General features: G+C 75.3%; 19 protein-coding genes and 1 pseudogene. 9 read left to right on the top strand and 11 right to left on the bottom strand.

What is annotated here, in order from left to right; all coding sequences use genetic code 11:
• Positions 1 to 97: 97 nt before the first annotated feature.
• Positions 98 to 3286 (bottom strand): ATP-binding protein, encoded by a 3189-nt coding sequence (locus AB0L25_RS03790; protein ID WP_500168314.1) that lies wholly within the window; start codon positions 3284 to 3286, stop codon positions 98 to 100.
• Positions 3287 to 3373: 87 nt separating this feature from the next.
• Between AB0L25_RS03790 and AB0L25_RS03795 the strand changes: the two genes are divergently transcribed.
• Positions 3374 to 4426 carry a DUF4267 domain-containing protein gene (locus AB0L25_RS03795; RefSeq protein ID WP_500168316.1) on the top strand — a complete coding sequence of 351 codons (1053 nt, stop codon included), beginning with the start codon at positions 3374 to 3376 and terminating at the stop codon, positions 4424 to 4426.
• A 65-nt stretch (positions 4427 to 4491) separates the two neighbouring features.
• Here AB0L25_RS03795 and AB0L25_RS03800 read toward each other — a convergent pair whose 3' ends face one another.
• Positions 4492 to 5301, bottom strand: a complete 810-nt coding sequence (locus tag AB0L25_RS03800) for a class I SAM-dependent methyltransferase (protein ID WP_500168317.1) — start codon at positions 5299 to 5301, stop codon at positions 4492 to 4494.
• Between the two features lie 70 nt (positions 5302 to 5371).
• On the opposite strand from AB0L25_RS03800, the gene AB0L25_RS03805 reads away from it, so the two are divergent.
• Positions 5372 to 5965 (top strand): TetR family transcriptional regulator, encoded by a 594-nt coding sequence (locus tag AB0L25_RS03805; RefSeq protein WP_500168319.1) that lies wholly within the window; start codon positions 5372 to 5374, stop codon positions 5963 to 5965.
• Here the strand turns inward: AB0L25_RS03805 and AB0L25_RS03810 are convergent.
• The 3 genes from AB0L25_RS03810 to AB0L25_RS03820 all read right to left on the bottom strand — a co-directional run bounded on the left by AB0L25_RS03810 (position 5937) and on the right by AB0L25_RS03820 (position 9673).
• Positions 5937 to 7151 (bottom strand): MFS transporter, encoded by a 1215-nt coding sequence (locus tag AB0L25_RS03810; RefSeq protein WP_500168321.1) that lies wholly within the window; start codon positions 7149 to 7151, stop codon positions 5937 to 5939. The genes AB0L25_RS03805 and AB0L25_RS03810 overlap by 29 nt on opposite strands.
• Positions 7152 to 7612: 461 nt before the next feature.
• Positions 7613 to 7816 (bottom strand): hypothetical protein, encoded by a 204-nt coding sequence (locus tag AB0L25_RS03815; RefSeq protein ID WP_500168322.1) that lies wholly within the window; start codon positions 7814 to 7816, stop codon positions 7613 to 7615.
• A gap of 240 nt (positions 7817 to 8056) precedes the next feature.
• The gene (locus AB0L25_RS03820) at positions 8057 to 9673 is read right to left on the bottom strand and encodes a Coagulation factor 5/8 type domain-containing protein (protein ID WP_500168324.1); all 1617 of its coding nucleotides are present in this window, start codon (positions 9671 to 9673) and stop codon (positions 8057 to 8059) included.
• Between the two features lie 198 nt (positions 9674 to 9871).
• Here AB0L25_RS03820 and AB0L25_RS03825 point away from each other — a divergent pair.
• The 3 genes and pseudogenes from AB0L25_RS03825 to AB0L25_RS03835 all read left to right on the top strand — a co-directional run.
• Positions 9872 to 9961, top strand: a pseudogene (locus AB0L25_RS03825) (DUF1330 domain-containing protein); the annotation flags it as partial.
• Between the two features lie 137 nt (positions 9962 to 10098).
• Positions 10099 to 11484, top strand: coding sequence for a GH1 family beta-glucosidase (locus AB0L25_RS03830; RefSeq protein WP_500168326.1), 1386 nt, complete (start codon positions 10099 to 10101; stop codon positions 11482 to 11484).
• 51 nt (positions 11485 to 11535) lie between these two features.
• Complete coding sequence (locus AB0L25_RS03835; RefSeq protein WP_500168328.1) at positions 11536 to 13098, top strand: FadD3 family acyl-CoA ligase; 1563 nt, start codon at positions 11536 to 11538, stop codon at positions 13096 to 13098.
• Positions 13099 to 13107: 9 nt separating this feature from the next.
• Here the strand turns inward: AB0L25_RS03835 and AB0L25_RS03840 are convergent, their stop codons facing one another.
• Genes AB0L25_RS03840 through AB0L25_RS03850 form a run of 3 tightly spaced genes read right to left on the bottom strand, consistent with a single transcriptional unit; the run spans position 13108 to position 15990 of the window.
• Positions 13108 to 14022: an acyl-CoA dehydrogenase family protein gene (locus AB0L25_RS03840; protein WP_500168329.1), complete on the bottom strand. Its 915-nt coding sequence runs from the start codon at positions 14020 to 14022 to the stop codon at positions 13108 to 13110.
• On the bottom strand, positions 14019 to 15149 hold the full coding sequence (locus tag AB0L25_RS03845) for an acyl-CoA dehydrogenase family protein (protein WP_500168331.1): 1131 nt from the start codon (positions 15147 to 15149) through the stop codon (positions 14019 to 14021). The genes AB0L25_RS03840 and AB0L25_RS03845 overlap by 4 nt, the downstream gene beginning before the upstream one ends.
• Complete coding sequence (locus tag AB0L25_RS03850) at positions 15139 to 15990, bottom strand: enoyl-CoA hydratase (protein WP_500168333.1); 852 nt, start codon at positions 15988 to 15990, stop codon at positions 15139 to 15141. The genes AB0L25_RS03845 and AB0L25_RS03850 overlap by 11 nt, the downstream gene beginning before the upstream one ends.
• Positions 15991 to 16250: 260 nt before the next feature.
• On the opposite strand from AB0L25_RS03850, the gene AB0L25_RS03855 reads away from it, so the two are divergent.
• Complete coding sequence (locus tag AB0L25_RS03855) at positions 16251 to 16529, top strand: hypothetical protein (protein WP_500168335.1); 279 nt, start codon at positions 16251 to 16253, stop codon at positions 16527 to 16529.
• Complete coding sequence (locus AB0L25_RS03860; RefSeq protein ID WP_500168336.1) at positions 16526 to 16780, top strand: hypothetical protein; 255 nt, start codon at positions 16526 to 16528, stop codon at positions 16778 to 16780. Before AB0L25_RS03855 ends, AB0L25_RS03860 begins: the two co-directional genes overlap by 4 nt.
• A gap of 13 nt (positions 16781 to 16793) precedes the next feature.
• Here AB0L25_RS03860 and AB0L25_RS03865 read toward each other — a convergent pair whose 3' ends face one another.
• Genes AB0L25_RS03865 through AB0L25_RS03875 form a run of 3 tightly spaced genes read right to left on the bottom strand, consistent with a single transcriptional unit; the run spans position 16794 to position 21107 of the window.
• Positions 16794 to 18686, bottom strand: coding sequence for a hypothetical protein (locus tag AB0L25_RS03865; protein ID WP_500168338.1), 1893 nt, complete (start codon positions 18684 to 18686; stop codon positions 16794 to 16796).
• Entirely contained in the window at positions 18683 to 19675 is a 993-nt protein-coding gene (locus tag AB0L25_RS03870; RefSeq protein WP_500168340.1) for a hypothetical protein, read from the bottom strand. The genes AB0L25_RS03865 and AB0L25_RS03870 overlap by 4 nt, the downstream gene beginning before the upstream one ends.
• Before the next feature lie 34 nt (positions 19676 to 19709).
• On the bottom strand, positions 19710 to 21107 hold the full coding sequence (locus AB0L25_RS03875) for a hypothetical protein (RefSeq protein WP_500168342.1): 1398 nt from the start codon (positions 21105 to 21107) through the stop codon (positions 19710 to 19712).
• 260 nt (positions 21108 to 21367) lie between these two features.
• On the opposite strand from AB0L25_RS03875, the gene AB0L25_RS03880 reads away from it, so the two are divergent.
• Positions 21368 to 22783 carry a DUF4407 domain-containing protein gene (locus AB0L25_RS03880; RefSeq protein ID WP_500168344.1) on the top strand — a complete coding sequence of 472 codons (1416 nt, stop codon included), beginning with the start codon at positions 21368 to 21370 and terminating at the stop codon, positions 22781 to 22783.
• A complete protein-coding gene (locus tag AB0L25_RS03885; protein ID WP_500168345.1) occupies positions 22770 to 24452 on the top strand; it encodes a protein kinase domain-containing protein in 1683 nt (560 codons plus the stop codon). The genes AB0L25_RS03880 and AB0L25_RS03885 overlap by 14 nt, the downstream gene beginning before the upstream one ends.
• The last annotated feature ends 3 nt before the right edge of the window (positions 24453 to 24455 follow it).

Consider the following 24455-nt stretch of genomic DNA (forward strand, 5'->3'; position numbering starts at 1 on the left):
GCGCGTCCGCCCGGGATCGGTGCGAGCGCCGTGCCGGGCGGCGCGTGACCAGCCGCCATGCCGCCGTCCGCGACCTCGGGCCGAGGCCGGGCCGTGGTCACGGCTCGTCGGGGGTGGTCCAGAGGGTGGTGATCTCGGTGGCGCGGGCGAAGTGGGGGGTCGGGTCGCGGCCCAGGAGACGGGCCAGTTCGCCGAGGGTGCGGGCGGGCGGGGGCATCGCGATCGAGAGGCTTTCCAAGCCGGCGGGCGGGCCGTCGCGGTAGGGGAGGAGGGCCTCGTAGACCTCCGCGGCCCCTTCCTCGTCGCCGAGGGCGATCGCGGTCAGCGCGCGGAACGTGGCGAACGTCGTGAAGAAGTACTCGGGATGGACGGCCGAGGCGGATCGGCGCAGCCGCCGCGCCTCGTCGGGCCGTCCGGCGGCGGCCAGCGCGGCGGCGAGGACGTCGGCGACGATGGGGACCAGGTCGGACGGGACGTGCGGTACCTCGGCCGCGAGTTCGTGCAGGGTCCCGCGGGACGCGGCGAGGGCCGCGCGGGCGAGCAGTGCGATGCCCGCGGCGTGCAGGGAGCCGTGTTCGGCCATCGAGCCGGTCGCCGCGCGGTACCGGCGTTCGGCGTCGTCGAGGCGCCCGGCGGCGTGGGCGAGCGCGGCCTGCGCGGCGGCGGAGACGGCCGCCGCCCCGGGCATCCGGTACCGGCGGGCCAGCGCGGCGGCGTCGGCGATGTGGCGGCGCGCATCGGCGGGGCGATGGTCCCGGACGGCGATCGCGGCGAGGTTGTAGGAGCCCGACCACCGCGCGGCGGGCATGTCGTGCCCGGTGCCGAGGGCGTGCAGGTCGCGGGCGCACGCGGCCCAGCCGTCGAGGTCGCGGGCGTCGAACTCGCGGACGAGCGCGAACAGCGCGAGCGCGCGCAGCCGGGGGTCGTCCAGGTCGCGGGCGAGCGCGGCGGCCTCCTCGGCGTCCGCCCGCGCGCGCGGGTCCCCGATGCCGGTCAGTTCGGCGGCGCGAGCCGTCAGCAGGCGGCACCGGACGTCCGGGGCGAGGCCGTCGCGGTCGAGGAGGCGGGTCAGCAGGCCGATGACGCGGTCGTCGACGGTGCCGTAGGGGCGCAGCAGCCAGGGGACGGGTTCGGTCCACGCGGTGAAGGCGGCGCGGAGCAGGTCGTCGCGCCCGGCGCGTTCGGCTAGGTCGACGGCGCGGCCGCGGGTGGCGCGGGCGTCCAGCAGGGCGCCCGCGCGGATCTGCGCGCGCAGCAGGCGGCCGAGGAGGTCGATGCGGGCGGCGTCGTCCCGGCCGGGGAGGCGCTCGAACGACTCCAGGGCGCGGGTGAGCAGGCCGACGGCGGTGTCGTGCGCGTAGCGGTGCTCGGCGAGGTCGGCGGCCCGGACCGCGTACGCGACGGCCCGGGCGGCGGTCGCGGCGGACGCGGCGTGGTGGAAGTGGTGGGCGAGCGCGGGGGCGTCGTCCGGCGTCAGCCGCTCCAGGGCCGCGCCGAGCCGGGCGTGCATGCGGGCGCGGCGCAGCTCGCTGAGGTCGGCGATCATGGTGTCCCGGACGAGCGCGTGCGCGAACCGGACGCGGCCCGGCGCGGGCTCGGTGAGCAGCCCGGCGACGATCCCCGCGTCGAGCGCGTCCAGTACCGCGTCCTCGCCGGTGTCGGCGGCGAGGACGAGCGCGTCCACGTCGGCCTCGGTGCCCGCGACCGCGGCCAGCCGCAGGACGGCGACGGCGGGCTCGGGCAGCCGGGCGAGGCGGCGGCGCAGTACGTCCCGCACCCCCTCGGGGACCTGCGAGGTCGCCACCAGCGCGCCCTCGCCGCCGAGCAGCCGCGCGCTCTCCCGCACGTAGAACGGGTTGCCGCCGGTGCGTTCGGCGAGCGCCGCGACGGTGGCGGCGTCCACCTCCGCGGACACCTCGGCGGCGACGAGCCGCGCGACGGCCGGTTCGGGCAGCCCGCGCAGCGGCAGCCGCAGCGGGGACAGCCGGGCGAGGACGGCCAGCGCCTCGGTGAGCCGCGCGCCGGTCTCGTCGGCGCGGAACGCGGCGACGACCAGCAGCGGCGCGTCGCCGGACGCGGCGGCCAGGAGGGCGAGGGTCTCGGCGTCGGCCCAGTGCAGGTCGTCCAGCATGACGGTGAGCGGACGCCGCCGGGCCGCGTCGCCCAGCCACGCCCACACCGCCCGGTGGAGGGCGAACCGCCCGGCCGCGGTGTCGCGGGGCGCGGCGGCGGACGCGTCTTGCAGCAGCGGCGCGACCCCATCGGGCGCGGGGACGTGCCGGGCGAGCGCGGTGAGCGCCTCCGTCCACGCCCAGGCCGGGGGAGCGCCGTCGCTCTGCGGGCAGCGGCCGGTCACGACGAGCCCGCCCCGCCGTTCGAGGTCGTCCGCGAGCCGGGTCAGCAGCGCCGTCTTGCCCAGCCCCGCCTCGCCGGTGACGAGCGCGACGCGCAGCCCGCCGCGTTCCGCGAGCCCGGTCAGCGCGGCCACTTCGTCCTCGCGGCCGAGGAACGGCTCCCGCTCGGGGACGGGCGCGGCCGCGGGCGGCGCGGCGGGCGCGGGGAGACCGGGGTCGCGCCCCTGGAGGATCGCGGTCTCCAGCGCGGCCAGCGCGGGCCCGGGGTCGAGACCGAGTTCGGCGGCGAGCAGCGCGCGGGCCTCCCGGAGGGCGGCGAGGGCGTCGGCCCGCCGGCCCGCGCCCCACAGCGCCAGCGCGAGCAGCCGCCACGCCTCCTCGCGGAGCGGCTCCTCGCGGGTGAGGAGCTCGGCCTCCGGCACGGCCGCGGCGGCGCCGCCCGCGCGCAGGACGTCCGCGACGTGCCGCTCCCGCGCGGCGAGCCGCAGCTCGTCCAGCCGGTGGATCTCGGGGCGCGCCCACTCCTCGTCGGCGAACTCCGCGAACGCCGGACCCCGCCACAGCGCCAGGGCCTCCGCCGCCCGTCCCGGCTCCTGGGCGAGCGCGCCGAACCGCCACGCGTCCACGGCGTCGTCGGGGAGGCGCAGCGCGTACCCGGGCGCGACCGACACGAGCACCCGCGCGGGCGCGCGCGGCGCCCGCTCGGGCTCCAGGATCCGGCGCAGGTTCGAGACGTACGCCTGCAGGGACGTGACGGCCTGCGCCGGCGGCTCGCCGCGCCACACTTCCTCGATCATGCGGTCGACCGACACGACCCGCCCGCGCGCGGCGACCAGCAGCGCGAGCACCGCCTGCTGCCGGGGCCCGCCGAGCGCCACCGGGACGCCCGCCACCTCGGCCTCGAACGCACCGAGCACCCGGATCCGCACCATGACGGACCGATCGTATTGGGCGCCCGCCGGGTCGCTCCAAGTCGCGTTCCAAGCCGGCTCCAAGACGCCCCGCGCAGGCTCGTGGACATGAGCACCGACACGGTCCGCACCGCCACCCCGTTCACCCACTCGATGGTCGTCGTCCACCGCGGCATGCGCCGCGAGTCGCGCCTGCTGGCCGAGCTGGTCGCCGCGACCCGTCCCGGCGACCGCCGCCGCGCCCGCGCGCTCGCCGCGCACCTCGCCGACTACCTGCTCGGCCTGCACAACCACCACCACGGCGAGGACGAACTGATCTGGCCGCCGCTGCTCGCGCGGGTGGACCTCGACGCCGACGTCGTGCTGCGGATGGAGGCCCAGCACGAGCGGGTCGCCGCGTCGGTCGCGCGGCTGCGCGAGCTCGCCGCCCCGTGGGCCCGCACGGCGGACGCGTCCGTCCGCGACGCCCTCGCGGACGCGCTGGCCGAGCACCGCGCCGTCCTCGCCGAGCACCTGGACGACGAGGAGACGAACCTCCTGCCGATCGCCGAACGCCACCTCACGCGGGACGAATGGAACGCGCAGGGCGAGCACTTCGCGCGGCACACCCCGAAGACGAAGCTGCTCACCCTCCTCGGCGTCGTCCTGGAGGACGCGACGCCGCAGGAGCGCGCGGAGTTCCTCGCCGGACTCCCCGCACCGGCCCGCGTGCTCTGGCGGCGCTTCGGGGCGCGGCACCACGCCGCCCGGATGCGGCGGCTCCGCGAGGACGTCCGCACGTCCCGCGTCGGCACCGCCCTCGCCGCGCTCACCGGCCTCGGCATCACCTACGTCGGCCTGAGCTACCTCCTCGCCCCGGTGGCGACCGCGTCGGGCTTCGGCCTCCCGGCGTGGCCGACCGGGGAGGACGCCGCCTGGCTGAACATCAAGGGCGTGCGGGACATCGGCACCGGCCTCGCCGTCCTGGCCCTGCTGGCCAGGGGCAAGCGCGAAGCGCTCGGCTGGGTGATGCTCGCGTTCGCGACGATCCCGGCGGGAGACATGCTGACGATCCTGCGGCACGACGGCTCGGCGGCCGCCGCGTTCGGAATCCACGGCGCAACGGCCGCCGCGGTCCTCGCCTCGGGCCTGCTCCTCCTCCGCCGCACAACCCGCCGCTGACCCGCCCCGGCCAGTCCGGTACGGGAGGCCCGGGACCGCCGATCGCGGTCCCGGGCCGGGCGCGGTCAGGGCTCGGTAGTGCGGTAGGCGGCGGTCACGGCGACTGCGGCGTACTGCATGGTGAAGGTGCCGCCCAGGGTGTCGATGGCCGCGCCGACGCCGTCGAGCACCTGGGCTAGCGCGTCCGGGGGGAGGCGGGTGAACGCGCCCTGGGTGGGCATCTGGTCGAGCCACTCGTCGCGGGTGTAGGGGCGTTCCCAGTCGTGGACCCACTGCTCGACGTCGCCGAAGCCGTCGGTCGCGCGAATGCCGTCGGCGGCCTTCTCGAGGATCGGCCGGTAGCCGTCCACGCCGCCCTTCGCGACGGCGTGGAAGTCGATCGGCGAGTCGGGCATGACGCGGAGGCAGACCTCGGCGGTCGCCGCGGCCACCTCGGGCGGCGGTGCGAACACGTTCCAGAACGCGGCCAGCCGGCCGCCGGGGCGCAGCACCCGCGCCGCCTGGGCCGCGCCGGCGCGGGGGTCCACCCAGTGCCAGGCGGTTCCGGCGACGACGGCGTCGAACGTGCGGCCGGCGGGGTCCCAGTCCTCGAACGTCGCGACCTCGACGTCGATGCCCTGGGCGCGGGCGAACGCGGCCATGCGCGCGTCCGGTTCGACGCCGAGGATCCGGCAGCCGGACGCGGCGAACTGGCGGGCCTCGATGCCGGTGCCGCAGCCGACGTCGAGGACGTCCGGGCCGGGGGAGGCGGCGACGATCGCGTCGATCAGGGCGTCGGGGTAGCGGGGCCGCGTCCGGTCGTAGCGTTCGGCGTCCGTGCCGAACGACTCGGCCATGGCCCGGACCCGGTGGGGTTCCGAAGGTATAGTGGGCATGTGCCCACTGTAGTGGGCGCTCGCCCACTCGTCCAGAATGTGGGGACCGGCGGGGAAAGGGGCGTGGACGGTGCCGACAGGGGTGGCCATCCGGGACGTGCGGCGGCAGCTGTTCGACGCCGCCGAACGGGTCCTGCTGCGGGACGGGCCGAGCGGGCTGACCAGCCGCGCGGTCACCACGGAGGCCGGCTGCGCCAAGGGCGTCCTGCACCGGCACTTCGCCGACTTCGACGCCTTCCTGGCCGAGCTCGTCCGCGACCGCGTCGCCGGGCTCGACGCCCAGGGCGCCGCGCTGCGCGCCGCCGCAGGGACCGGCACCGTCCCCGGCAACCTCACCGCCGCGCTCACCGACCTGTTCGGGACGGTCGCCGTCGCGATCGTCGGCCTCGTCACCTCCCGCGACGAACTGCGCGCGCGCCTGCGCCGGGACCGTCCCGCGGGGGTCCCGCTCCTGACGGAGGCCGCGGAGATGATCGCGTCCTACCTCGCCGCCGAGCGCGACCGGGGCCGCGTCGCGGCGGACGCCGACGTCGACGCGCTCGCCCCCGCGCTGATCGGCGCCGGGCACCTGCTGTTCGCCGACCGGACGTCCGCGCCGCCGGACACGGACGCCGTCCGGGCGATCGTCACCACGGTCATCGCGGGGGCGCTGCGGGAGCCGTGACCCGCTCGCGGCGCGGGAGCAGGAAGGGCGTCGCGAGGGCGGCGGCTCCGGCGGCCGCGATCGCGGCGCGGGGCCCGGTGACGCTCGCGAGCAGCCCCCACAGCGCCGTCAGGGCCGCGGTCGCGAGCCGGCTCGTGACCGTCCACGCCGCCAGCGTCCGGACGAGCCGGTCCGGCGCGGTCAGTTCGAGCCTGCGGGTGGCGAACACGGGGTTGAACACGCCGATGCAGGTGATCATCCCGAGCTCGACGGCCATCACCAGCACGAGCCCCGCCGCCCCGGGACGGACGAACGCGAGCCCCGGCAGCCAGCAGGCGCGGAGCGTCCCGGCGACCAGCAGCACCCGGTGCGGCCCGAAACGGGGGACGAGCCGGCGGGCCAGCCGCGACCCGATCAGCCCGCCGACGCAGGGCAGCGCGAAGACGAGCCCGTACTGCCACGGCGCGAACCCGAGCCCGTCGAGCATGAGGACCGCCAGCAGCGGCCCCGCCGCCATGATCAGCCCGTTGACCAGGACCGTGTTGAGGAACAGCGCCCGCAGCGCCGGCTCGGCCAGGATGTGCCGCCAGCCCTCCAGCAGGCCGCCCGTGCCCCGCGCGCCCGCCCGGACGGGCCGCGGTTCGCGCCCGCGGACCGCGCGGAGCGACGCGGCCGACACCAGCAGCCCCGCCGCGTTCGCGAGCACCGTCGCGACCGGGCCGAACAGCCCGATCGCGGCCGTGCCGAGCGGCGGCCCGAGCGCCGTCGCCGTCCAGGTCGTCGCCTCCAGCCGCCCGTTCGCGGCGAGCAGCCGGTCCGGCGGCACGAGCTGCTTCAGGTAGGCGCCGCTCGCCGCCCGGAACGCGATGTCGGCCGCCGCCATGACGACCGCCACGGCCACGAGCTGGACGAACGTCAACCGGCCGAGCGCGTGCGCGGCGGGCACGCTGAGCAGCGCCGCGGCCCGCAGCAGGTCCATCGCGATCATCACCGGACGCTTGCGGCGGTGCTCGGCCCACGGCCCGAGCGGCACCGCGAGCGCCGCGCCCGCCGCCGTCCCGGCCGCCGCGAGCAGCGACACCGCGGCCGGTCCCGCGTCCAGCACCAGGATCGCGATCAGGGCGAACGCGTCGAACGCGAGCATCGTCCCGAAGGTGCTCGCCGCGTAGGCCGTCCAGAACGGGCCGAACCGCCGTTCCCCGCCCATGCCCCGCCGCCCGCCCTCCGGTCGCCCGCCCCCGACCGCGAGATCAAAGCAGGGACGCGCGCCGCACCGCCAACAACCGGCGCGCGGGCGGACGACAACCCCGGGTTGTACGGGCGCGTCAGCGCACGGCGCCCTCCGGCCGTTCGGCGATCCGGCGCGGCGCGGAACGGAGAGCCGGGCGGCGCCGTCCACAGCGCGGGCCCGCTGCGGCCCGGGTCGCTCGGCGGCGCCACGCGTCCGCAGCTCGGCTCCAGCGCGCCGGCGTCCGGGTGCCGGTGGCCGAGGTCGCGCACGTCGCCGCTCGCCCACTGACGGCGGCGTCGCGCCGGGACGACCGGCACCGGCCCGGCGATCATCGGCGGGACGGCCGCCACGGCGACGGGCGCGGCCGCGTCACCGGTGCGGGCTCGGGACCGGCTCGGCGGTCGCCGGGCGCCGCGGCGGCCTGCTCGGACCGGGGGTTACCGGACGACGAGGATGATCTTGCCCAGGTCGGACGCGTCGACGACCTCGTCGTCGAAGTCGACGAGGCCGCCGTTGCCGGTGCCGTCCGGGGCGCCGTACTCGATCGTCGGCTGCGGCTCGGGCGGGGGCGCGGCGGCGGCCGCCGCGGGTGCGGCGGCGAGCAGGGCGCCGACGGTGAGCAGCATGGTGATCGTGCGCATGCGGGGGTCCACCTTCCGGAGGGTCGGGGGAACGCGTGGATACGCGCCCATCGCACAGTGTATGCGATCGGTCACTTACTGTGCCCGGCGGTGGCCGCATTCAGGGAGGATGGCGGGCCCTGGGTTCGCTGTCGTTCCGCAACCGGCTGCGCATACCGCCTTTGCTCCGCCCCCGACGGATTCCTTACCCCGGCTCTCTCGCTCCGGTTCCCTCACGCCGGTTCACTCACGTCGGCTCACTCAGCTCGGGTTCGTCCCGTTCCGGGCGCGCGTCCACATCTGCAGGTAGGACTCCGCGCCGCGGGCCAGGTCGTCGATGATCTCCCGGCCGCCGACGTCGCCGACGTCGGCGAGCCAGTCGGGGACGAGGCCGTAGTTCGCGACGCCCTCGGTGTTCAGGTCCCAGGTGCGGACGCCGGTGCGGAGCCGGTCGAGCTTCACGGACGGGTCGAACGGCGAGGTGAACGGGTAGTCGAGGGGGTTCGCGCCGTTGTCCGGGCGGGGGCCGGGCAGGGGGCCCATGCCGTTGGCGTCGAGGCCGTAGCCGTAGCCGAAGAGGTGGCGGGGGTCGCGGTGCCGCTTATTGCGCTTCCATTCGGCGACGAAGCCGTCCGCCGGGGAGCCGTAGCCGGTGATCATGCCGCCGAGCCGGTAGACGCGCTCCGCGAACGTCCCGTCCGTCCAGCTGTGGGACGACACGACGCCCGAGTGGCGCGCCGCTTCGAGGACGCCGAGGGTCTCGTCGGCGGCCTTGACGCTCATGTGGTCGATCTCGACGATCATGCCGCGCTCGACCATCCCCCGGACCATGTGCTCCCCGAGGTCGGTGAGCCCGGCGACGTTGCAGTGCGGCGGGCTCGGATACAGCGGGAGCGTGACGCCGGCCATGCCGAGGCGCCGGAGGGGTTCGCGCAGGACGTCGCCGAGCCCGCCCGCGGGGGCGATCGTGTTGTCGTGGGCCGGGCCGGTGCACGTCTCGGCCCGCCAGAACCGTCCGGTGCCGAGGAAGTTGCCCGCGTTGATGACGACACCCGTGGTGCCGGGGTCGAACCGGACGCCGCAGAGCGCGTTGTCGAACTTGTGGCACAGGAACATCGACGAGACGCCGAGCCCGCGCATCTCGTCGAGGCCGCGGTCGATGTCCGCGCGGGTGCACTGCGGCTCGCCGCCGATCGTCCGGCAGCCGAACGGCTCGGACGTCTCGACGCCGAGGACGACCGCGAGCTTCCCGGCCTCGATGACGCCGCGGGCCTCGGCGGGGTCCGTGACGATGCGCAGCCAGCCGTCGCCGCCGTTCCGTGCGTCGATGTGGGCTTCGAGCTCGCGCATCCGCTGTGCCTGCAGGCGGATGACGTCCATCTCGTCGCATGCGTTGCGCTTGAGCGGATAGACCTCGCAGAGCTGCCGGTTCGCGACGAGCTGGTTCACCAGGATCCGCTGCCCGGCGCGCCGGGAGCGCTCCAGCCAGGTGTAGTGCATCTGCTGGTGGGTGCGGGAGTCCCAGGCCGGCCAGTCCGCGAAGGTCGGCCAGCCGGCCGGGTCGTGGGTGCCGAACGGGCTGCCGTGCCGGGTGAAGTTCTCGAACCAGGCGAACGCGCCGTCGAACCCGTGGTCGGGGCAGTCGCGCAGCGCCGCCGCGATGCCGTCCGGGTCGAACGGCTTCCCGCAGAGCAGGCTGCCGCCGAACGCCTCGTACGACATCAGGTGGCTGTGCAGGTCGGCGTACCCCCGCACCTCGCCGGGCGCGGACGGACGCGCACGGGCGGGGGCGGCGACGGCGAGGCAGGCGGCGAGGAGGGCGAGGACGAGCGGGACGGCGGCGGGGCGGGAGCGGCGGGACGGGCGGAGGACGTGCATGTGGCACCTCGGCCGGGGGAGTGGTCCACGGGCTGATCCGAGTGAAACACCGAACCGGCAAGAAGTGAATGTCCCTCATGTTATGAAGACGGCCTCGCGTTTTGTGCGGCGGTCATAGTCCGTCCGGGCGGCGCCGGGCCGTGTGCGGGCGGGCGGGGACGGCTAGGGTCAGAATCCCGTTCGGAAGGGAGAGACGGCATGGCGGTCGATCCGACAGGCGAAGGATTGAAGCGGTTCCTCGCGGAGGACCCGGGCGGGCCGGTGGTGATGCTCAACCTGCCGCACTTCCGCTCCGAGGCGCTCTCCGAGGCCGTCCTCCAGGCGACCGTCCCCCTCGCCTGACCCCGCCGGGCGCCGGGCCGTAGCGAACATGACATTTGTTCATGTTTAATGTGACGCCCGGTCAGGTCAGGCGGGGAGGGTTCATGGACTCGGTGCCCGAGGGGTTCCTCTGGGGGACGGCGACGGCGGCCTACCAGATCGAGGGGGCGGTCGCCGAGGACGGCCGCGGCCCGAGCATCTGGGACGCGTTCACCGCCGAGCCCGGACGGGTGAAGAACGGCGACACCGGCGACGTCGCCTGCGACCACTACCACCGCTGGCCGGAGGACGTCGCGCTGATGGCGGGCCTCGGCGTCGACGCCTACCGGTTCTCCGTCGCGTGGCCGCGGATCCAGCCGGACGGGCGCGGCCCCGCCAACCCGAAGGGGCTCGACTTCTACGACCGGCTCGTCGACGCCCTCGCCGAGCGGGACATCGCGCCCGTCGTCACCCTCTACCACTGGGACCTCCCGCAGGCCCTCCAGGACGACGGCGGCTGGATGAACCGCGACACCGCGCACCGGCTCGCCGAGTACGCGGGCATCGTCGCCGACCGGCTCGGCGACCGCGTCGCCGCCTGGATCACGCTGAACGAGCCGTTCGTCCACATGACCGAGGGGTACGGCATCGGGACGCACGCGCCCGGCGAGGCCCTCCTCCTGGACGCCCTCCCCGCGGCCCACCACATGCTGCTGGCCCACGGCCTCGCCGTCCCGGTGCTGCGCGCGCGCTCGGCCGCGCCGATCGGCATCACGAACAACTACAGCCCGGTGCGGCCCGCGAGCGACGACCCCGCCGACCGGGCCGCCGCGGACGCGTTCGACGTCCTGCAGAACCGCCTGTTCACCGACCCGGTCCTGCTCGGGCGGCTGCCCGACATGAGCGCCTACGGCATCGCGGCGGACGCGCTGCCGTTCGTCCGCGACGGCGACCTCGCCGCGATCGCCGCGCCCATCGACCGGCTCGGCGTCAACTACTACAGCCCCACCCGCATCGCCGCCCCGCGCGGCGGCGCGGCGGCCCCGGCGGCGGGCGGGTCGGTGCTCGCCGAGGTCGGCGACCGCATCGAGGACGCCGGGCTCCCGTTCGAGGACGTCCCGATCGACGGGCACCCGCTCACCGCGTTCGGCTGGCCGGTCGTCCCGGACGGCCTGTACGACCTGCTCACCGGCCTCCGCGACGCCTACGGGAACCGGCTGCCGCCCATCCTGATCACCGAGAACGGCTGCTCCGCCCCCGACGACGACCCCGCCCGCCGCGACCAGGACCGCATCGACTACCTGGACGGCCACCTGCGCGCCCTGCACCGCGCGATGGACGACGGCGTGGACGTCCGCGGCTACTTCGTCTGGTCGCTGCTCGACAACTTCGAGTGGGCCGAGGGCTACGCGCAGCGGTTCGGCCTCGTGCACGTCGACTTCGCCACGGGCGCCCGCACGCCCAAGGCGTCCTACCACTGGTTCCGGGAGCGCATCGCCCGGTACCGGTGAGCGGGACCGCCGGGTACCGCCGCCCGCCCGCCCGGGCAACGATGGTCGGTCATGAGCGAGTTGACGATTCCCGGGGTGCTGGCCCGGGCCGCGGCCACGTCCCCGGACACGGAGGCCGTCGTCGACGGGACCGTCCGCGTCACCTACGCCGAGCTGCGCGACCGGGTGCGGGCCGCCGCGCGCGGGTTCGCCGCGGCGGGCGTCGAACCGGGCGACCGCGTCTCGATCTGGGCGCCGAACGGGCTGCAGTGGATCGTGACCGTGCTCGGCGCCGTGTCGGCGGGCGCGGCGCTCGTCCCGCTCAACACCCGGTACAAGGGCGACGAGGCGCGCTGGCCGCTGGAGAAGGCCCGGGTGAAGCTGCTGTTCGTCGAGGACGGCTTCCTCGGCATCGACTACCCGGGGCTGCTCGGGCAGGACGCGTCCGGCGCGATCCCCGGGCTGCCCGACCTGCGCGGCGTCGTCACGTTCAACGGTCCCGAGCGGCCCGGCGTGACGGCGTGGGACGCGTTCCTCGGCGCGGGCGCGGCCGTCCCGGCGGCCGACGCGGACGCGCGGGCCGCCGCCGTCGCGCCCGGCGACGTCGCCGACATCCTGTTCACCTCGGGCACCACCGGACGGCCGAAGGGCGTCCTGTGCACGCACGAGCAGAACGTCCGGACGTACCGGGCGTGGTGCGGGCGGACGGGCGTCGGCGCGGGCGACCGGTACCTCATCGTCAACCCGATGTTCCACACGTTCGGCTACAAGGCGGGCGTCCTGGCGTGCCTGCTCCAGGGCGCCACGATGGTGCTGCAGCGCGTCTTCGAGGCCGCCGAGACCCTCGCGCTGATCGAGCGGGAGCGGATCACCGTCCTGCCCGGCCCGCCCACGATCTACACGACGCTGCTGGACGCCCCCGGCCGCGCGGACCGCGACCTGTCGTCGCTGCGGCTGGCCGTCACGGGCGCCGCCGACGTCCCCGTCGCGCTCGTCCGCCGCATCCGCGCCGAACTGTTCCCGCAGGTCGTGACCGCCTACGGGCTCACCGAGTCGTCCGGCACCGTCACCGCCTGCTCGGTGGACGACGACGACGAGACGATCGCGACCACGTGCGGGCGCGCGATCGACGACGTCGAGGTCGTCATCGCCGACGACAAGGGCGACCCGGTCCCGGCGGGCGAGGACGGCGCCGTCCTCGTGCGCGGCTACAACGTGATGAGCGGCTACCTCGACGACCCGGAGGCGACCGCCGCGACGCTCCGCGACGGCTGGCTCGACACCGGCGACCGGGGCCGCCTCGACGAGCGCGGCAACCTGCGGATCACCGGCCGGACGAAGGAGATGTTCACGGTCGGCGGCTTCAACGTGTACCCGGCGGAGATCGAGGACGTCCTCGCCCGGCACGACGCCGTCGCCGAGTCCGGCGTCATCGGAGTCCCGGACGAGCGGCTCGGCGAGGTCGCCCGCGCCTACGTGCGCACCCGGCCCGGCGCGTCCGTCGCCGCCGAGGAGCTGATCGCGCACTGCAAGGAGCGGCTCGCGAACTTCAAGGTCCCCCGGGAGGTCGTCTTCGTGGACGACCTCCCGAAGACCGCGTCCGGCAAGGTCCGCCGCGTGGACCTGCCCCGCTAGCCCGGACGGCTAGAGCGAGGCGACGACGCGGGCGCGGTGCTCGGCGGGGGTGCCCCACGCCGAGTGCAGCGCCCGCGCCTTGCGGATCCACAGCGACGGGTCGTACTCGTCGGTGTAGCCGATCGCGCCGTGCACCTGCAGGGCGATCTTCGCGGCGCCGTAGCACGCGTCGGACGCGGCGACCTTCGCCGCCGACACGTCCCGCCCGAACTCGGGCGTCCCGTACGCGAGCGCCGCCCCGTACAGCAGCGGCCGCGCGAACTCCAGCTCGACCATCGCGCCCGCCAGGTGGTGCTTGACCGCCTGGTACTCGCCGATCGGGCGCCCGAACTGCCGCCGCGTCTTCGCGTACTCGACCGACACGTCCAGCAGCGCCCGGCCGAGCCCGATCTGCTGCGCCGCGCACATCAGCACCCCGAAGTCGGGCCGCTCGCCCGGGGACCCGTTCACCCGGAACAGCCGCCGCGCCGGGTCGAGGGAGGTCAGCGGGCCGCCGGAGGCCGCGCGCGGCTTCCCGTCCGTCCCGAGGACGACGTCGGCGGCGTCGGCGTCCAGCGCGTGCGGGACGCCGAGCGTCACCATCGTCGCGCCCTCGGCGATGCCCGCCAGCAGCCCGCCGCCGCCCGTCCGGGGCAGCAGCTCCGCCGCCGCGAGCGTCTCGACGTACGGGCCGGGCGCCGCCGCCCGCCCGACCTCCTCCATCGCCGCGACCAGCTCGACCGGCAGCAGGCCCGCGCCGCCGCGCTCCTCCGGCACCGCGACCGCGAACAGCCCCGCCTCGGCGAGCGCCGCCCACACCTCGCGTCCCGGGCCGTGGTCCCCGGACGCCCACGCCCGGACGGCCTTCGCGGTGCCGGCCTCGGCGAGCAGCCGCCGCAGCGTCCCGGCGAACATCCGCTGCTCCTCGGACAGGACGAACCTCACCGTGCCCCCCTCGGCAGGCCGAGCAGCCGCTCGGCGATCACGTTCCGCTGGATTTCGTTGGTGCCCGCGTAGATGGGGCCGGCGAGCGAGAACACGTAGTTCTCCAGCCACTCCGACTCCAGCTCGCCGTCCGCGCCGAGCAGGTCGAGCGCCGTCTCGTGCAGCGCCACGTCCAGCTCCGACCAGAAGACCTTGTTCAGGCTCGACTCGGCGCCGATGTCGTCGTCCCTGGAGATCGTCTCGAACCCCTTCAGCCGGTACGCGCGCGACCGGATCCAGGCGTCCGCGACCCGGTCCCGCAGCGCCGTGTCCGCCGGGTCGGCCCGCTCCTTCCACAGGTCGACGAGCCGTTCCGTCGCGGCGGTGAACCGGCCGGGGGAGCGCAGCGTCAGCCCGCGCTCGTTGCCCGCCGTGCTCATCGCGACGTTCCAGCCCTTGCCGGGCTCGCCGATGACGTCGCCGTCCGGGACGAACACGCCGTCGAGGAACAGTTCCGCGAACGCGGGCTTGCCGTCGAGCCGCCCGATCGGCCGGACGGTCACGCCCTCGGCGTCCAGCGGGAACATCAGGTACGTGAGGCCCCGGTGCCGCTCGCTCTCCGGGTCGGACCGGAACAGGCCGAAGCCCCGGTCGGCGAACGCCGCCCGCGAACTCCACGTCTTCTGCCCGTTCAGCAGCCACCCGCCGTCCGTCCGGGTCGCCGTCGCGCGCAGCGCCGCCAGGTCGCTGCCCGCGCCCGGCTCCGACCACGCCTGCGCCCAGATCACCTCGCCGGCGGCCATCGGCGGCAGCACCCGCGCGAGCTGCTCCGGCGTCCCGTGCTTCATCAGGGTCGGCGCGAGCAGGTTGATGCCGTTCTGGCTGACCCGGCCGGGCGCGCCCGCCGCGTAGTACTCCTCCTCGAACACGAGCCACTGGAGCACCGACACGCCGCGGCCGCCGTACTCCTGCGGCCACGACACGACCGACAGCCGGTCGGCGCCGAGCGTCCGCTCCCACTCCCGGTGGGCCGCGAAGCCCTCCTCGGTCTCCAGCGACGGCAGCGGCTCGGCGGGCACTTGCTCCGCCAGCCACGCCCGCACCTCCGCGCGGAACTCCTCGTCCGCCGTCCCGAACTCAAGATCCATTCGCTGCCGCCTTCTCCGAAGCCGCCTTCATGCTCTTCGCGTCCTGTCCCGCCAGGGAGTCCGCGCCCGTCTCCGCGTTGTGCGCGTGCGCGAGGTGGTGGAGGCCGAACACCGAGTCCATCCCGGTCTGCAAGCCCTGCAAATCCTCGGCCTGGTTCACGGCCTTCTTCGTCAGCGCGAGCCCCATCCGGGGCATCGCCGCGATCCGGTCGGCCAGCGCGAACGTCTCGTCCTCCAGCGCGTCCCGCGCGACCACGCGGTTGACCCAGCCGAGTTCGTGCGCGCGCGCCGCCGTCATGCGTTCGCCGGTGTAGAGGAACTCCTTCGCGATGCGCGGGGGCATCACCCACGGGTGCGCGAAGTACTCCACGCCCGGAATGCCCATCCGGACGACGGGGTCGGCGAAGAAGGCGTCGTCCGACGCGACGATCAGGTCGCACACCCACGCCAGCATCAGCCCGCCCGCCACGCACGCGCCCTGCACCGACGCGATCATCGGCTTCGGGATCTCCCGCCACCGGCGGCACATCCCGAGGTAGACCTCCGACTCCCGCGCGAACCGGCTCTCCGCGCCCGACTTGCCGACGTGGTCCCACCACATGCCGGCCTTGCGGGGGAAGGTCCGGTCGGCGTCCCGCCCGGGGGTGCCGATGTCGTGCCCGGCCGAGAAGTGCGGCCCCGCCCCGGCGAGCACGATCACCTTGACGCCGTCGTCCCCGGCCGCCCGGTAGAACGCCTCGTCCAGCGCGTAGGTCATCGCGGAGTTCTGCGCGTTGCGGTACTCCGGCCGGTTCATCGTCACCACCGCGACGTCCCCCCGCCGCGCGTACTCGACCACCATGATCGCCTCCCTTCTTTCTAACAACTGTTTGGTAGAGTAACCGCTCCCGCCCGGCCCGGAACCGGGCACTCCCGCCCACCGAGAACCCGCCCCCGCGCGCGGGCCGCCGCGAGGCCCCGGCCGCCGTCCCGTCATGCCCGAACGTCTCCCGTTCGAGGGGTTCGCCCATTACGCTGCCCCGGTGGCCCACGGCGAGGTCGGACCCGGTGATGGCCTGCACGAGGTCGTCCCTGGCGGGGAAGTGCCGGTGGAGCGTGCCGATGCCGACTCCGGCCGCCGCCGCGACCGCGCGCATGTCGACGGCGCGCCGGTCCCCGTCGGCGCCGTCCAGGGCCGAGTTCATCGCCGCCGACCTCTCCCTCATCGAGGACGGCCGCCGCGTCGTCGCCCGCCTGCGGGAGAGCCTCGAACGCATCGACGCGCCGGCGCTCGCGGCGTCGTTCGTCCGGCAGCGCCGGCACGGCACCGCCTCGGCAAATACCTGTTCGTCACGCGGCTCGCCGATCTGCTGCGGGCCGCCGGCAGGCCCGTCGTCGTGAACACGGCCGTCCCGGGCGCCCGTCCGGACGCCATCGCGTTCGACGACCTGGAGATGGCGGACGGGTTCACGTTCAGGCGGTCAAGCGCTCAGCAGCGTCGGGCGAACGAACTGCTCGGGATCCTCGCCACCGACCGGAACCCGGATCTCGCCTACGTCACCTGGGGGCCCGCCCGGCTGGTGCGGACCAGCTTCGCCGGTGACGTGGGGACCGGCATGAGGATCTCCGCCGCCGTGGAGGAGGTGCTCTGACCGCGGCGCGGGATCACAGCGGCGACTTGCGCTCGCCGCGGCGGGACAGGCGGTCCTTGACCAGGGAGATGTAGCGTCGCTGCGCCTTCTCGTCGTCCCCCGCGCTCCCGCCGGGATCCCCGCCCGCGCCGCCGCCCGGGGCACCGCCCGGGGCGGGGAAGGGGCGGGGGCCGAGCGCGTCCTCCAGCAGCGACCGCAGCTCGTTCGGCAGGTACGGCGTCTCCAGGAACCCCCGGAAGTACGCGGAGGCGAGCGTCTCGCCCGCGTCCGGCTCCCGGTACAGGGCGAGGGCCGCGAAGATGAGCGCGGGCGTCGGCGGGTAGAGCCTGCCGCCGCGGACGATCCGGGCGAACTGCGAGCGGTCGAGCCGCGGGCCGAAGGCGGTCGAGAGAAGCTGCCGCAGCGAGACGAACTGGGGGTAGATGCCCCCGTGGAAGCGTTCGACCGGGCCCGCGAGGTAGCCGCTCTCCGCGAGGGCGTCCCGGACGGACGGGTCCCGTTCGGCGCGCCTGCAGAGTTCGCGGTGGACGATCTCGAGGACGTCCTTCCGGTCCTGCTGGACGGCGAGCTGCGCGAGCGTCCGGCTGCTCAGCCCGTCGAGCAGGTTCGTCGTGTTCCAGCGCAGCCGGACGGCGATCGCCAGGTAGGTGGCGGGGTCGCCGGCGGCCATGCGCGCCATGATGTTCAGCAGCCGGGCGGAGACGGCCTCGCCGAGGTCCTGCTCGACCACGAACAGGTGGGTGCGGTCGAGGGCGGGGCCGAGGCCGAGGCGCAGGCACGCCTCGTAGAGCCGGTCGACCTCCGGGTCGTCGCCGGCCCGGGGCCGCAGCGAGGGCAGCCCGCCCTCGACGGCGATGTCCCAGAGCGCGCTCCGCTGCGCCTCGTCCAGCTCGGCGTCCTGGACCTGCTGGAGGCGCGCCACCGCCTCGGTGAAGGCGGGCCCGTCGCCGTGCAGGACGGCGTGGACGCAGGCGCGCATCGCGTCCTCGGCCCGCCGGTAGTGCTCCTCGCCGTCGGACGGCGGGTCGGGCCGTGGCTCGGCCGTCTGGACCTGGGCGCGGAGCAGTTCCAGGGCCCGCACGGCGAAGCCCGCGTCCCAGCGCAGCGGCTCGCGGAGCGCGGCCAGCCGCCGGATCACGTCGGCCGCCCGTTCCGGCGTGCCCGCGTGGACGCCCAGCAGTTCGGCGTACGCGTGCGCGGGCGAGTTCCACGCGTCGGCGAAGCTCGGCACGGCGCCCCACGGCACCGCGTGCGCGTCCTTGTCGGCGTGGCTGGTGAACGCGAGCCGGATGCGGCTCTGCGACGTGCTGCTCACCCACGTCGCCGCGGACAGCTCGGTGCGCATCCCGTACGGCAGGAGCGCGGCGACGGCGTCGAGGAACCGGAGCCGCTCCAGGTACGACGGGACCTCCCCGGACGGCACGATGTGCACCGGCGTCCCGGTGAGCAGCAGCGCGGCCACGCCCATCGCGTGCTCGGTGGCCTGCGGCGCGATGGCGTCCGGGTACAGCGGCGGCAGGTGCAGGGGTGCGGCGGCGGCGCCCTCGGCCGGCGGCCGCCAGTCGCTCAGCGCGTGGTAGATCGCCTCGTACGAGACCGGCTCCGGAAGCCGCGAGTAGGGCAGCGCGCAGTAGCGCGTCATGACGATCTTGCGGCCGGTGTGGTCGCGCTCGTCCGTCCGGCGCTGGACGGCCATGCCGATGTAGAGTTCGCCCTCCGCGCGGGCCCAGCTCAGCGTGACCTGCGGCAGGTCGGTGTGGGTCCCGGTGGAGTACCGCTGCATGATGCGGGTGAAGCCGGCGTCGTTCAGGTGGCCGTCGCTGCACCGCAGCACCCGGTAGGACAGGCCGCTGGGCTCCTTCCCCCACACCGCCCACTCGGGGACGATCTCGATCCGGTCGCTCACCGTGCCGCCTCGGTCTCCAAGTCCACGCGGACGCCGTCCGACAGCCGCTCCGCCAGCCACAGGAGCGGCTCCATCACGTTGATGGGCCGCACGCCGGAACGGATGCGGAAGCCGCGCTGCGACCGGGCGTCCGGCACGACGTTCTGGTAGTCCCGCGGATTGAACCGGTTGACGCGCGGGTCCAGGTGGAACCCGACCGCGGACGTCACGAAGAAGCCGATCCGGTCCTCGCGGAAGTACCGGGTGAGCTTGCGCAGGACGAGGTCGGCGGTGCCGCTCCGCGACACCGAGCACAGCTCGCGGAACAGCTCCCGCGCGTCCTCGCCGCCCGCCACCCGGGGGCACCCGTGCTCGTCGGCGTCGAAGTCCAGCAGGCCGAGGTTCTGGGCGGTCTGCAGCACCCGCACCTCGTCGAACTTGGTGGTGCAGACCGCGACGTAGTGGGGGAGCCGCCCGTCGTCCGGCGCGTCCTCGGCGTTCAGCATGCGCTGCGCCAGCCGGGCGAGCATGCCGTCGAGGCTCTTGTAGGCGTCGCCCACCTCGAACTCGCGGATCGGGTCGAACAGGTACACGATGCCGCGGCTGCGCGCGAGGCTCTGCAGCATCGGCTCGTGGTCGCCGATGAAGTCGTTGCTGAACAGCTCGCCCTCGGCGTCGTGGACGTCGAGGCCGACGGAGTGCCCGCGCCGCACCGTGCGCCGGTTCCAGAGACGACCCTCACGGTGCTCACTCTGCCCGACGAGCCGCCACTGGTACTGCTCCACGCCGAAGGTCGCGTCGGGGAACTCGTTGTCGTTCGCGAGCTTGCTCGACAGCTTGATCAGGACGTCCGTGGACGCCTCGTTGGCGCCGATGACCTTCCAGTCGATGTGGTCCGCCCGGCTCAGCGCGATGTCCAGCGCGGCGAGGAAGGTCGTCTTGCCGGAACCGGTGGCCCCCCACATGGCGATGTTGTGGTCGGGGGACGGCGGTTGCCTCTCGGCTGCCATGCTCGGGTTCGCTCCATCCGTCGGGCGGGTCGGGTCAGGTGGTCTCGTCGAACGGGAACGGGACGTACCGCGGTTCGGCGGCGCCGAGGCCGAGCCGGGCGGCGAGCGCCGGCACGTCCACGGCGTCCTGTCCGGCGAGGGCGTCGCCCGCGAAACCGGCCCAGAACGGGTCGGCGCGGCGGGCGGGACGGTCGGTGACGGCGCCGCACGCGAAGCCGGGGCGGCGGCGCAGCACCGCCAGCGTCGTCCGCCAGTCCGCGGCGGCGGGGCACGGCAGGATCTCCGACGGCGCCACCTCGGCGGGGTGCGGCGGCCGGTCGCCGAACAGCAGCAGCGCGACGTGGGCCGGGTCCCGGGCGGGGATCAGCCGCTCGAGCTCCGCCAGGACGCACTCGACGGCGGCGGCGCGCGGGTACCCGGGGTCGTCGGGCTCGCGGTCGCGCAGGTCGTCGAGCGCCCGCAGCGCGTCGGCGGCGGGCCGGCGGTCCGCGACGACCCGCAGCGGCGGGGGCGGGCGGCGGACGAACGCGTGCGGTCCGTACGCGACGAGCGTGACCGCCGGTTCGGGCCCCGGCCCGGCCGCCGCGTTCCGGACGAACTGGGTCGCGCGGTCGAGCCGCGCGGCGACGTCGTCGGCCGGCCCGGACGTCTCGATCGCGCACACCAGGTGCACGTCCGGCGGTTCGGGCGGCAGCCGGTCCGGGACGGCCGCGACGAGCTCGTCCCACGTCCGGTCGTCGCGGACCGGCGCGTCGGGCAGCCCGTGGAACCGGACGCGGCCGGGCCGTTCGAGCTCGGCGGTCACCTCGTACCGGCCGGGCGGGACGTGCGCGCGCTGCAGCGACACCAGCCGGAAGCGGCGGTCGGCCCACGAGATGACGGCGAGCGCGGCGCCGGGCCCGTCGCTGCGGTGGAAGCGCAGGTCGAGGGGGACGGTGTCGCGGCGCCGGGACCCGACGGGGAACAGCACCCGGCCCCGGAACCGCAGCGTCCCGTCCGGTCCGGCGGCGAGGGTCGCCAGTTCGTACAGCTGGGTGAGGGGCTCGTCCGCGATGACCGTGCGCAGCAGCCCGCCGATCGCGGCGCCCGGCGCCGTGTGCGTCTGCGCGTCCGGCGCCGCCGCCTGCAGCCACGCGATCGCCTGCGCCGGATCGGCGCCGTCCGGGAAGGTGCAGACCAGCAGGGTCGTGGCGGCGGGGTCGAGGCGCGCCGCCCGCAGGACGCGCTCCTTCTCGGGCGCGCCGTCGGCCGACATCTCCTCCCACGTCGTCCGCCAGACCCTGGCCACGGGCACGTCGGCGGCGTTGCGCCCCACCTGGTAGGCGCTGATCCCGTCGGCGGCGGCCTCCACCACGATCAGCCGGTGATGCCCGGAAAGTCCCCTGATCGCCTTGGTGAGGGATTTTGGTAGTTCCTCACCTGGAACGGCCAACTGCGACTCCCGTCGTTTCCCATTCTCCCCGAGCGCCGCCGGGACGGGCGTTCCGATAACCGGCGAGGCGGCCGCGCGCGCCCGAGCGCGCGCGTCCTCGGGGATTCTCCCCGCTGATCATGCCGGTGCTGTCGATTATGGCCTGATCTGGCCACCCGGAATGCCCGCACAGCCCGTTATTCGTGGGCGCGCGGTTACACTTGGCCGTCGTCTGCCGGGGGCGTGATCGTCCCCTGCTCGAAACGGGCGAGAGGGATGAGATGCGACGTTTTCTGATCGCCCTTTCCGGGGCCCGCCCGGAGATCCTTCGCCGCTGCCCGTCCGAGCGCACGAAGTACGAGGGCATCGGCGGCGCCGTCCTCACCACCAGCGTCCTCGCCGCGCTGTCGATGTGGTTCGCCATGTACAGCGCCCTCGGCGTGCACCCCCTTCTCGCCGCGCCGATCGCGCTCGCGTGGGGCGCCGCCATCTTGAGCCTCGACCGCTGGCTCGTCACCTCCATCCCCGCCGAGGGCCCGCGGATGAAGTTCGCGGTGCCCCGCATCCTCATGGCGATCCTGCTGGGCGCCGTCGTCTCCACCCCGCTCGTCCTGCAGATCTTCAAGTCCGAGATCGACGCGCAGATCGTCGAGATCAAGCAGCGGCGCAGCAACGCGTTCACCGCCGAGCAGCGGACGGGCGAGATCGGCCGCCAGGTCACCGCCCTGCAGAAGCAGGTCGACACGCTGCAGGAGGTCGTGCGCTCGCGCGGCGACGTCCCGCTCGACCCGGCCACCGACCCGGAGATCAAGACGCTGGAGCGGCAGCGGAACGAGCAGCAGAAGGTCGCGGACAAGCACTACGACGAATGGCAGTGCCAGCTCTATGGCGGCGACGGCTGCACCCGCGAAGGCCCCGGGCCGCTGGCGTCCGCCAGTAAAGCCGCCTACGACAAGGCCCGCGGGCAGGTCACGGAACTGAACGGGCAGATCGAGGCCCGCAAGCAGGAACTCGCCGCCGACAGCGAAGCCGCCAAGAGCACCCGCCTCCAGCAGGCCACCGCGGAACTGCCCCAGGCGCGGCAACAACTGGAGGACGCCAGGGAACGGCAGGAAACGCTGCAGAAACAGTTCGACGGGGAGAACGCCAGAACCAACGGGCTGCTCATCCGCCTGGAGGCGCTCGGCGAAGTGTCCCGCAACGACACCACCCTGGCGGGCGCGCGGATCCTGCTCTTCCTGTTCTTCCTGCTGATCGAATGCCTGCCGGTGACGGTCAAGCTGATGATGAAACCCGGCAACTACGACCGCATCCTCGGCCTGGAGATCAAACGGGAGATGCGCGAGGCCCGCGCCGGCACCCGCCGGGACCCCGTCGGAATCGACTTCGGCGTCGACCCGTCGTCCTCCACCATGTCCATCTGGGAACGCAAGGGAGAGGAACGCGGCGACGCGCCGGAAGCCGCCGAACCGGTGGCGCACACCCGGGTGGCCGACCGCCCCGCCGACGCGGAGGGCCTCCCGACCGCCGACCTCGGCGACCTCGGCGGCAACGGGTTCGAGCGCAACGGGCACGACGCCGGTGCCGAGACCGCCGCCGACGACGAGGCCATCCGCCGCATCGCCGACACCCGCGCGAGCGCCGACCCGGCGCGCAACTCCGACGGGCAGCCGCTGTACGACGATGACGACTACTGAGTCGTCCCCGGGCCGCGTCCTCAACGACCGGTACCGGCTGGTGGAACCCGTCGGGCGCGGCGGCATGGGCGAGGTCTGGCTCGCCGAGGACACCGTCCTCGACCGCCGGGTGGCGCTCAAGGCGCTCCTGCTCGGCGCCTTCACCAACGCCCCCGAACTGCGCGAACGCGCCTTCCGTGAGGCGAAGGCCCTCGCCCGCGTCGCGCACCCCGGCATCGTCGGGATCTACGACGTGTTCCTCGACGGCGGCGACCCCTGGCTCGTCATGGAACTCGTCGAGGGCGTCCCGCTCGCCGACGTCCTCGCCGAGCGCACCCTCACCGAACGGGACGCCGCCCGCACCGCCCTCGCCCTCCTCGACGCCCTCGACGCCGTGCACCGCAGCGGCGTCGTCCACCGCGACGTCAAACCGGCGAACGTCCTCATCGAGGACGGCGGCCGCGTCCGCCTCATCGACTTCGGCATCGCCCTCGTCGGCGACGCCGCCCGCCTCACCGGCACCGGACTCGTCGTCGGCACCGCCGAGTACATGGCGCCCGAACGGATCAGGGGCGCCGACGTCGGCCCGCCCGCCGACCTGTGGTCGCTCGGCGTCGTCCTGTTCGAGGCCCTCGAAGGCCGCTCGCCGTTCCGCCGCGGCGAGGGCCCCGACGTCGCCTCCGCGACCCTCTGGGCCGTCATGCACGAACCCCCGCCGCACCCGACCGCCTCCGGCCGCCTCGCCGCGCCCGTCCTCGGGCTCCTGGAGAAGGACCCGTCCGCCCGCCTGACGAGCGAGTCCCTCCGCCGCACCCTGGACGCCGTCCTCGCACCCCCCGCCCGCGACCGCGCCCCGATCACCGACGACGGCGAGCCCTTCTCCTGCGGCGGCACCCCCGACCACGACCCCGCCCCGACCCGCACGGACCCCAGCCGGCGCCCCCCACCCAAGCGGCGGACATCGGACGGCGGCCGCATCCCGGGCGAACCACGCTCGCCGGGTGAGCGGCGTCCCGTGCGCGAGGGGCGGAGCCCGGCGGACGGACGTGACGCCGGTCGCGTGGGGGACGCGGTTCGGGGGGTGCGGCCGGCCGAGCTTGCGCGGGTGCTCGCGGCGGCGGACGCGGACGTGGACGCGGTGGTCGCGGCGTTGCGCGGGGTTGCGCCCGAGGTCGTCCGGGAGGTGCTGGAGGCCGTCGGCGCCCGGGCGGCCGGGGCGGTGCTGCGCCGGTTGCCGCGCGAGCAGGCCGCGCAGGTGCTCGCGGCGGGGTCGGCGCGGACGGCGGGCGTCCTGCTCGCCGCCGTGCTCGCCGCGCGCCGCCCGGACGGGCGGACGGCGGCGCACGCGGCGGCGGTGCTGCAGATGCTCGGGTCCGCCCAGGCCGGGGGCGCCGTCGGCGGGCTCGACCCGGAGGCGGCCGTGGCCGTGCTGCGGGCGATGCCGCCGGACGAGGCGGCGCGGATCCTGGCGCGGGCGGAGCCGCGGACCGCGGCGGGGATCATCGGGGCGCTGCCGGCCGCCGTCGCGGCGCGGGTGGCGGACGCGATGCCGGTCCGGCCGCTGTGCGCGGCGCTCGCCTACGTGCCGCCCGCGGTCATCGCGGACCTGCTGAGGGGGAGCGAGCGCGCCGAGGCGGTGCTGCGCGGCCTCGGCCGTCCGGTCCGCGACCAGGTCAGGCGTCGCCTGTGACGG

The organism is Spirillospora sp. NPDC052242 (genome assembly GCF_040679555.1).
Classification (GTDB): domain Bacteria; phylum Actinomycetota; class Actinomycetes; order Streptosporangiales; family Streptosporangiaceae; genus Spirillospora.

What these genes read in the sequence shown, in the direction of transcription:
- AB0L25_RS03790 (WP_500168314.1), bottom strand. Translation starts at nt 3,286, where the DNA reads ATGGTGCGGATCCGGGTGCTCGGTGCGTTCGAGGCCGAGGTGGCGGGC.
- AB0L25_RS03795 (WP_500168316.1), top strand. Translation starts at nt 3,374, where the DNA reads ATGAGCACCGACACGGTCCGCACCGCCACCCCGTTCACCCACTCGATG.
- AB0L25_RS03800 (WP_500168317.1), bottom strand. Translation starts at nt 5,301, where the DNA reads ATGCCCACTATACCTTCGGAACCCCACCGGGTCCGGGCCATGGCCGAG.
- AB0L25_RS03810 (WP_500168321.1), bottom strand. Translation starts at nt 7,151, where the DNA reads ATGGGCGGGGAACGGCGGTTCGGCCCGTTCTGGACGGCCTACGCGGCG.
- AB0L25_RS03815 (WP_500168322.1), bottom strand. Translation starts at nt 7,816, where the DNA reads ATGCGCACGATCACCATGCTGCTCACCGTCGGCGCCCTGCTCGCCGCC.
- AB0L25_RS03820 (WP_500168324.1), bottom strand. Translation starts at nt 9,673, where the DNA reads ATGCACGTCCTCCGCCCGTCCCGCCGCTCCCGCCCCGCCGCCGTCCCG.
- AB0L25_RS03830 (WP_500168326.1), top strand. Translation starts at nt 10,099, where the DNA reads ATGGACTCGGTGCCCGAGGGGTTCCTCTGGGGGACGGCGACGGCGGCC.
- AB0L25_RS03835 (WP_500168328.1), top strand. Translation starts at nt 11,536, where the DNA reads ATGAGCGAGTTGACGATTCCCGGGGTGCTGGCCCGGGCCGCGGCCACG.
- AB0L25_RS03845 (WP_500168331.1), bottom strand. Translation starts at nt 15,149, where the DNA reads ATGGATCTTGAGTTCGGGACGGCGGACGAGGAGTTCCGCGCGGAGGTG.
- AB0L25_RS03850 (WP_500168333.1), bottom strand. Translation starts at nt 15,990, where the DNA reads ATGGTGGTCGAGTACGCGCGGCGGGGGGACGTCGCGGTGGTGACGATG.
- AB0L25_RS03855 (WP_500168335.1), top strand. Translation starts at nt 16,251, where the DNA reads ATGCCGACTCCGGCCGCCGCCGCGACCGCGCGCATGTCGACGGCGCGC.
- AB0L25_RS03870 (WP_500168340.1), bottom strand. Translation starts at nt 19,675, where the DNA reads ATGGCAGCCGAGAGGCAACCGCCGTCCCCCGACCACAACATCGCCATG.
- AB0L25_RS03880 (WP_500168344.1), top strand. Translation starts at nt 21,368, where the DNA reads ATGCGACGTTTTCTGATCGCCCTTTCCGGGGCCCGCCCGGAGATCCTT.
- AB0L25_RS03885 (WP_500168345.1), top strand. Translation starts at nt 22,770, where the DNA reads ATGACGACTACTGAGTCGTCCCCGGGCCGCGTCCTCAACGACCGGTAC.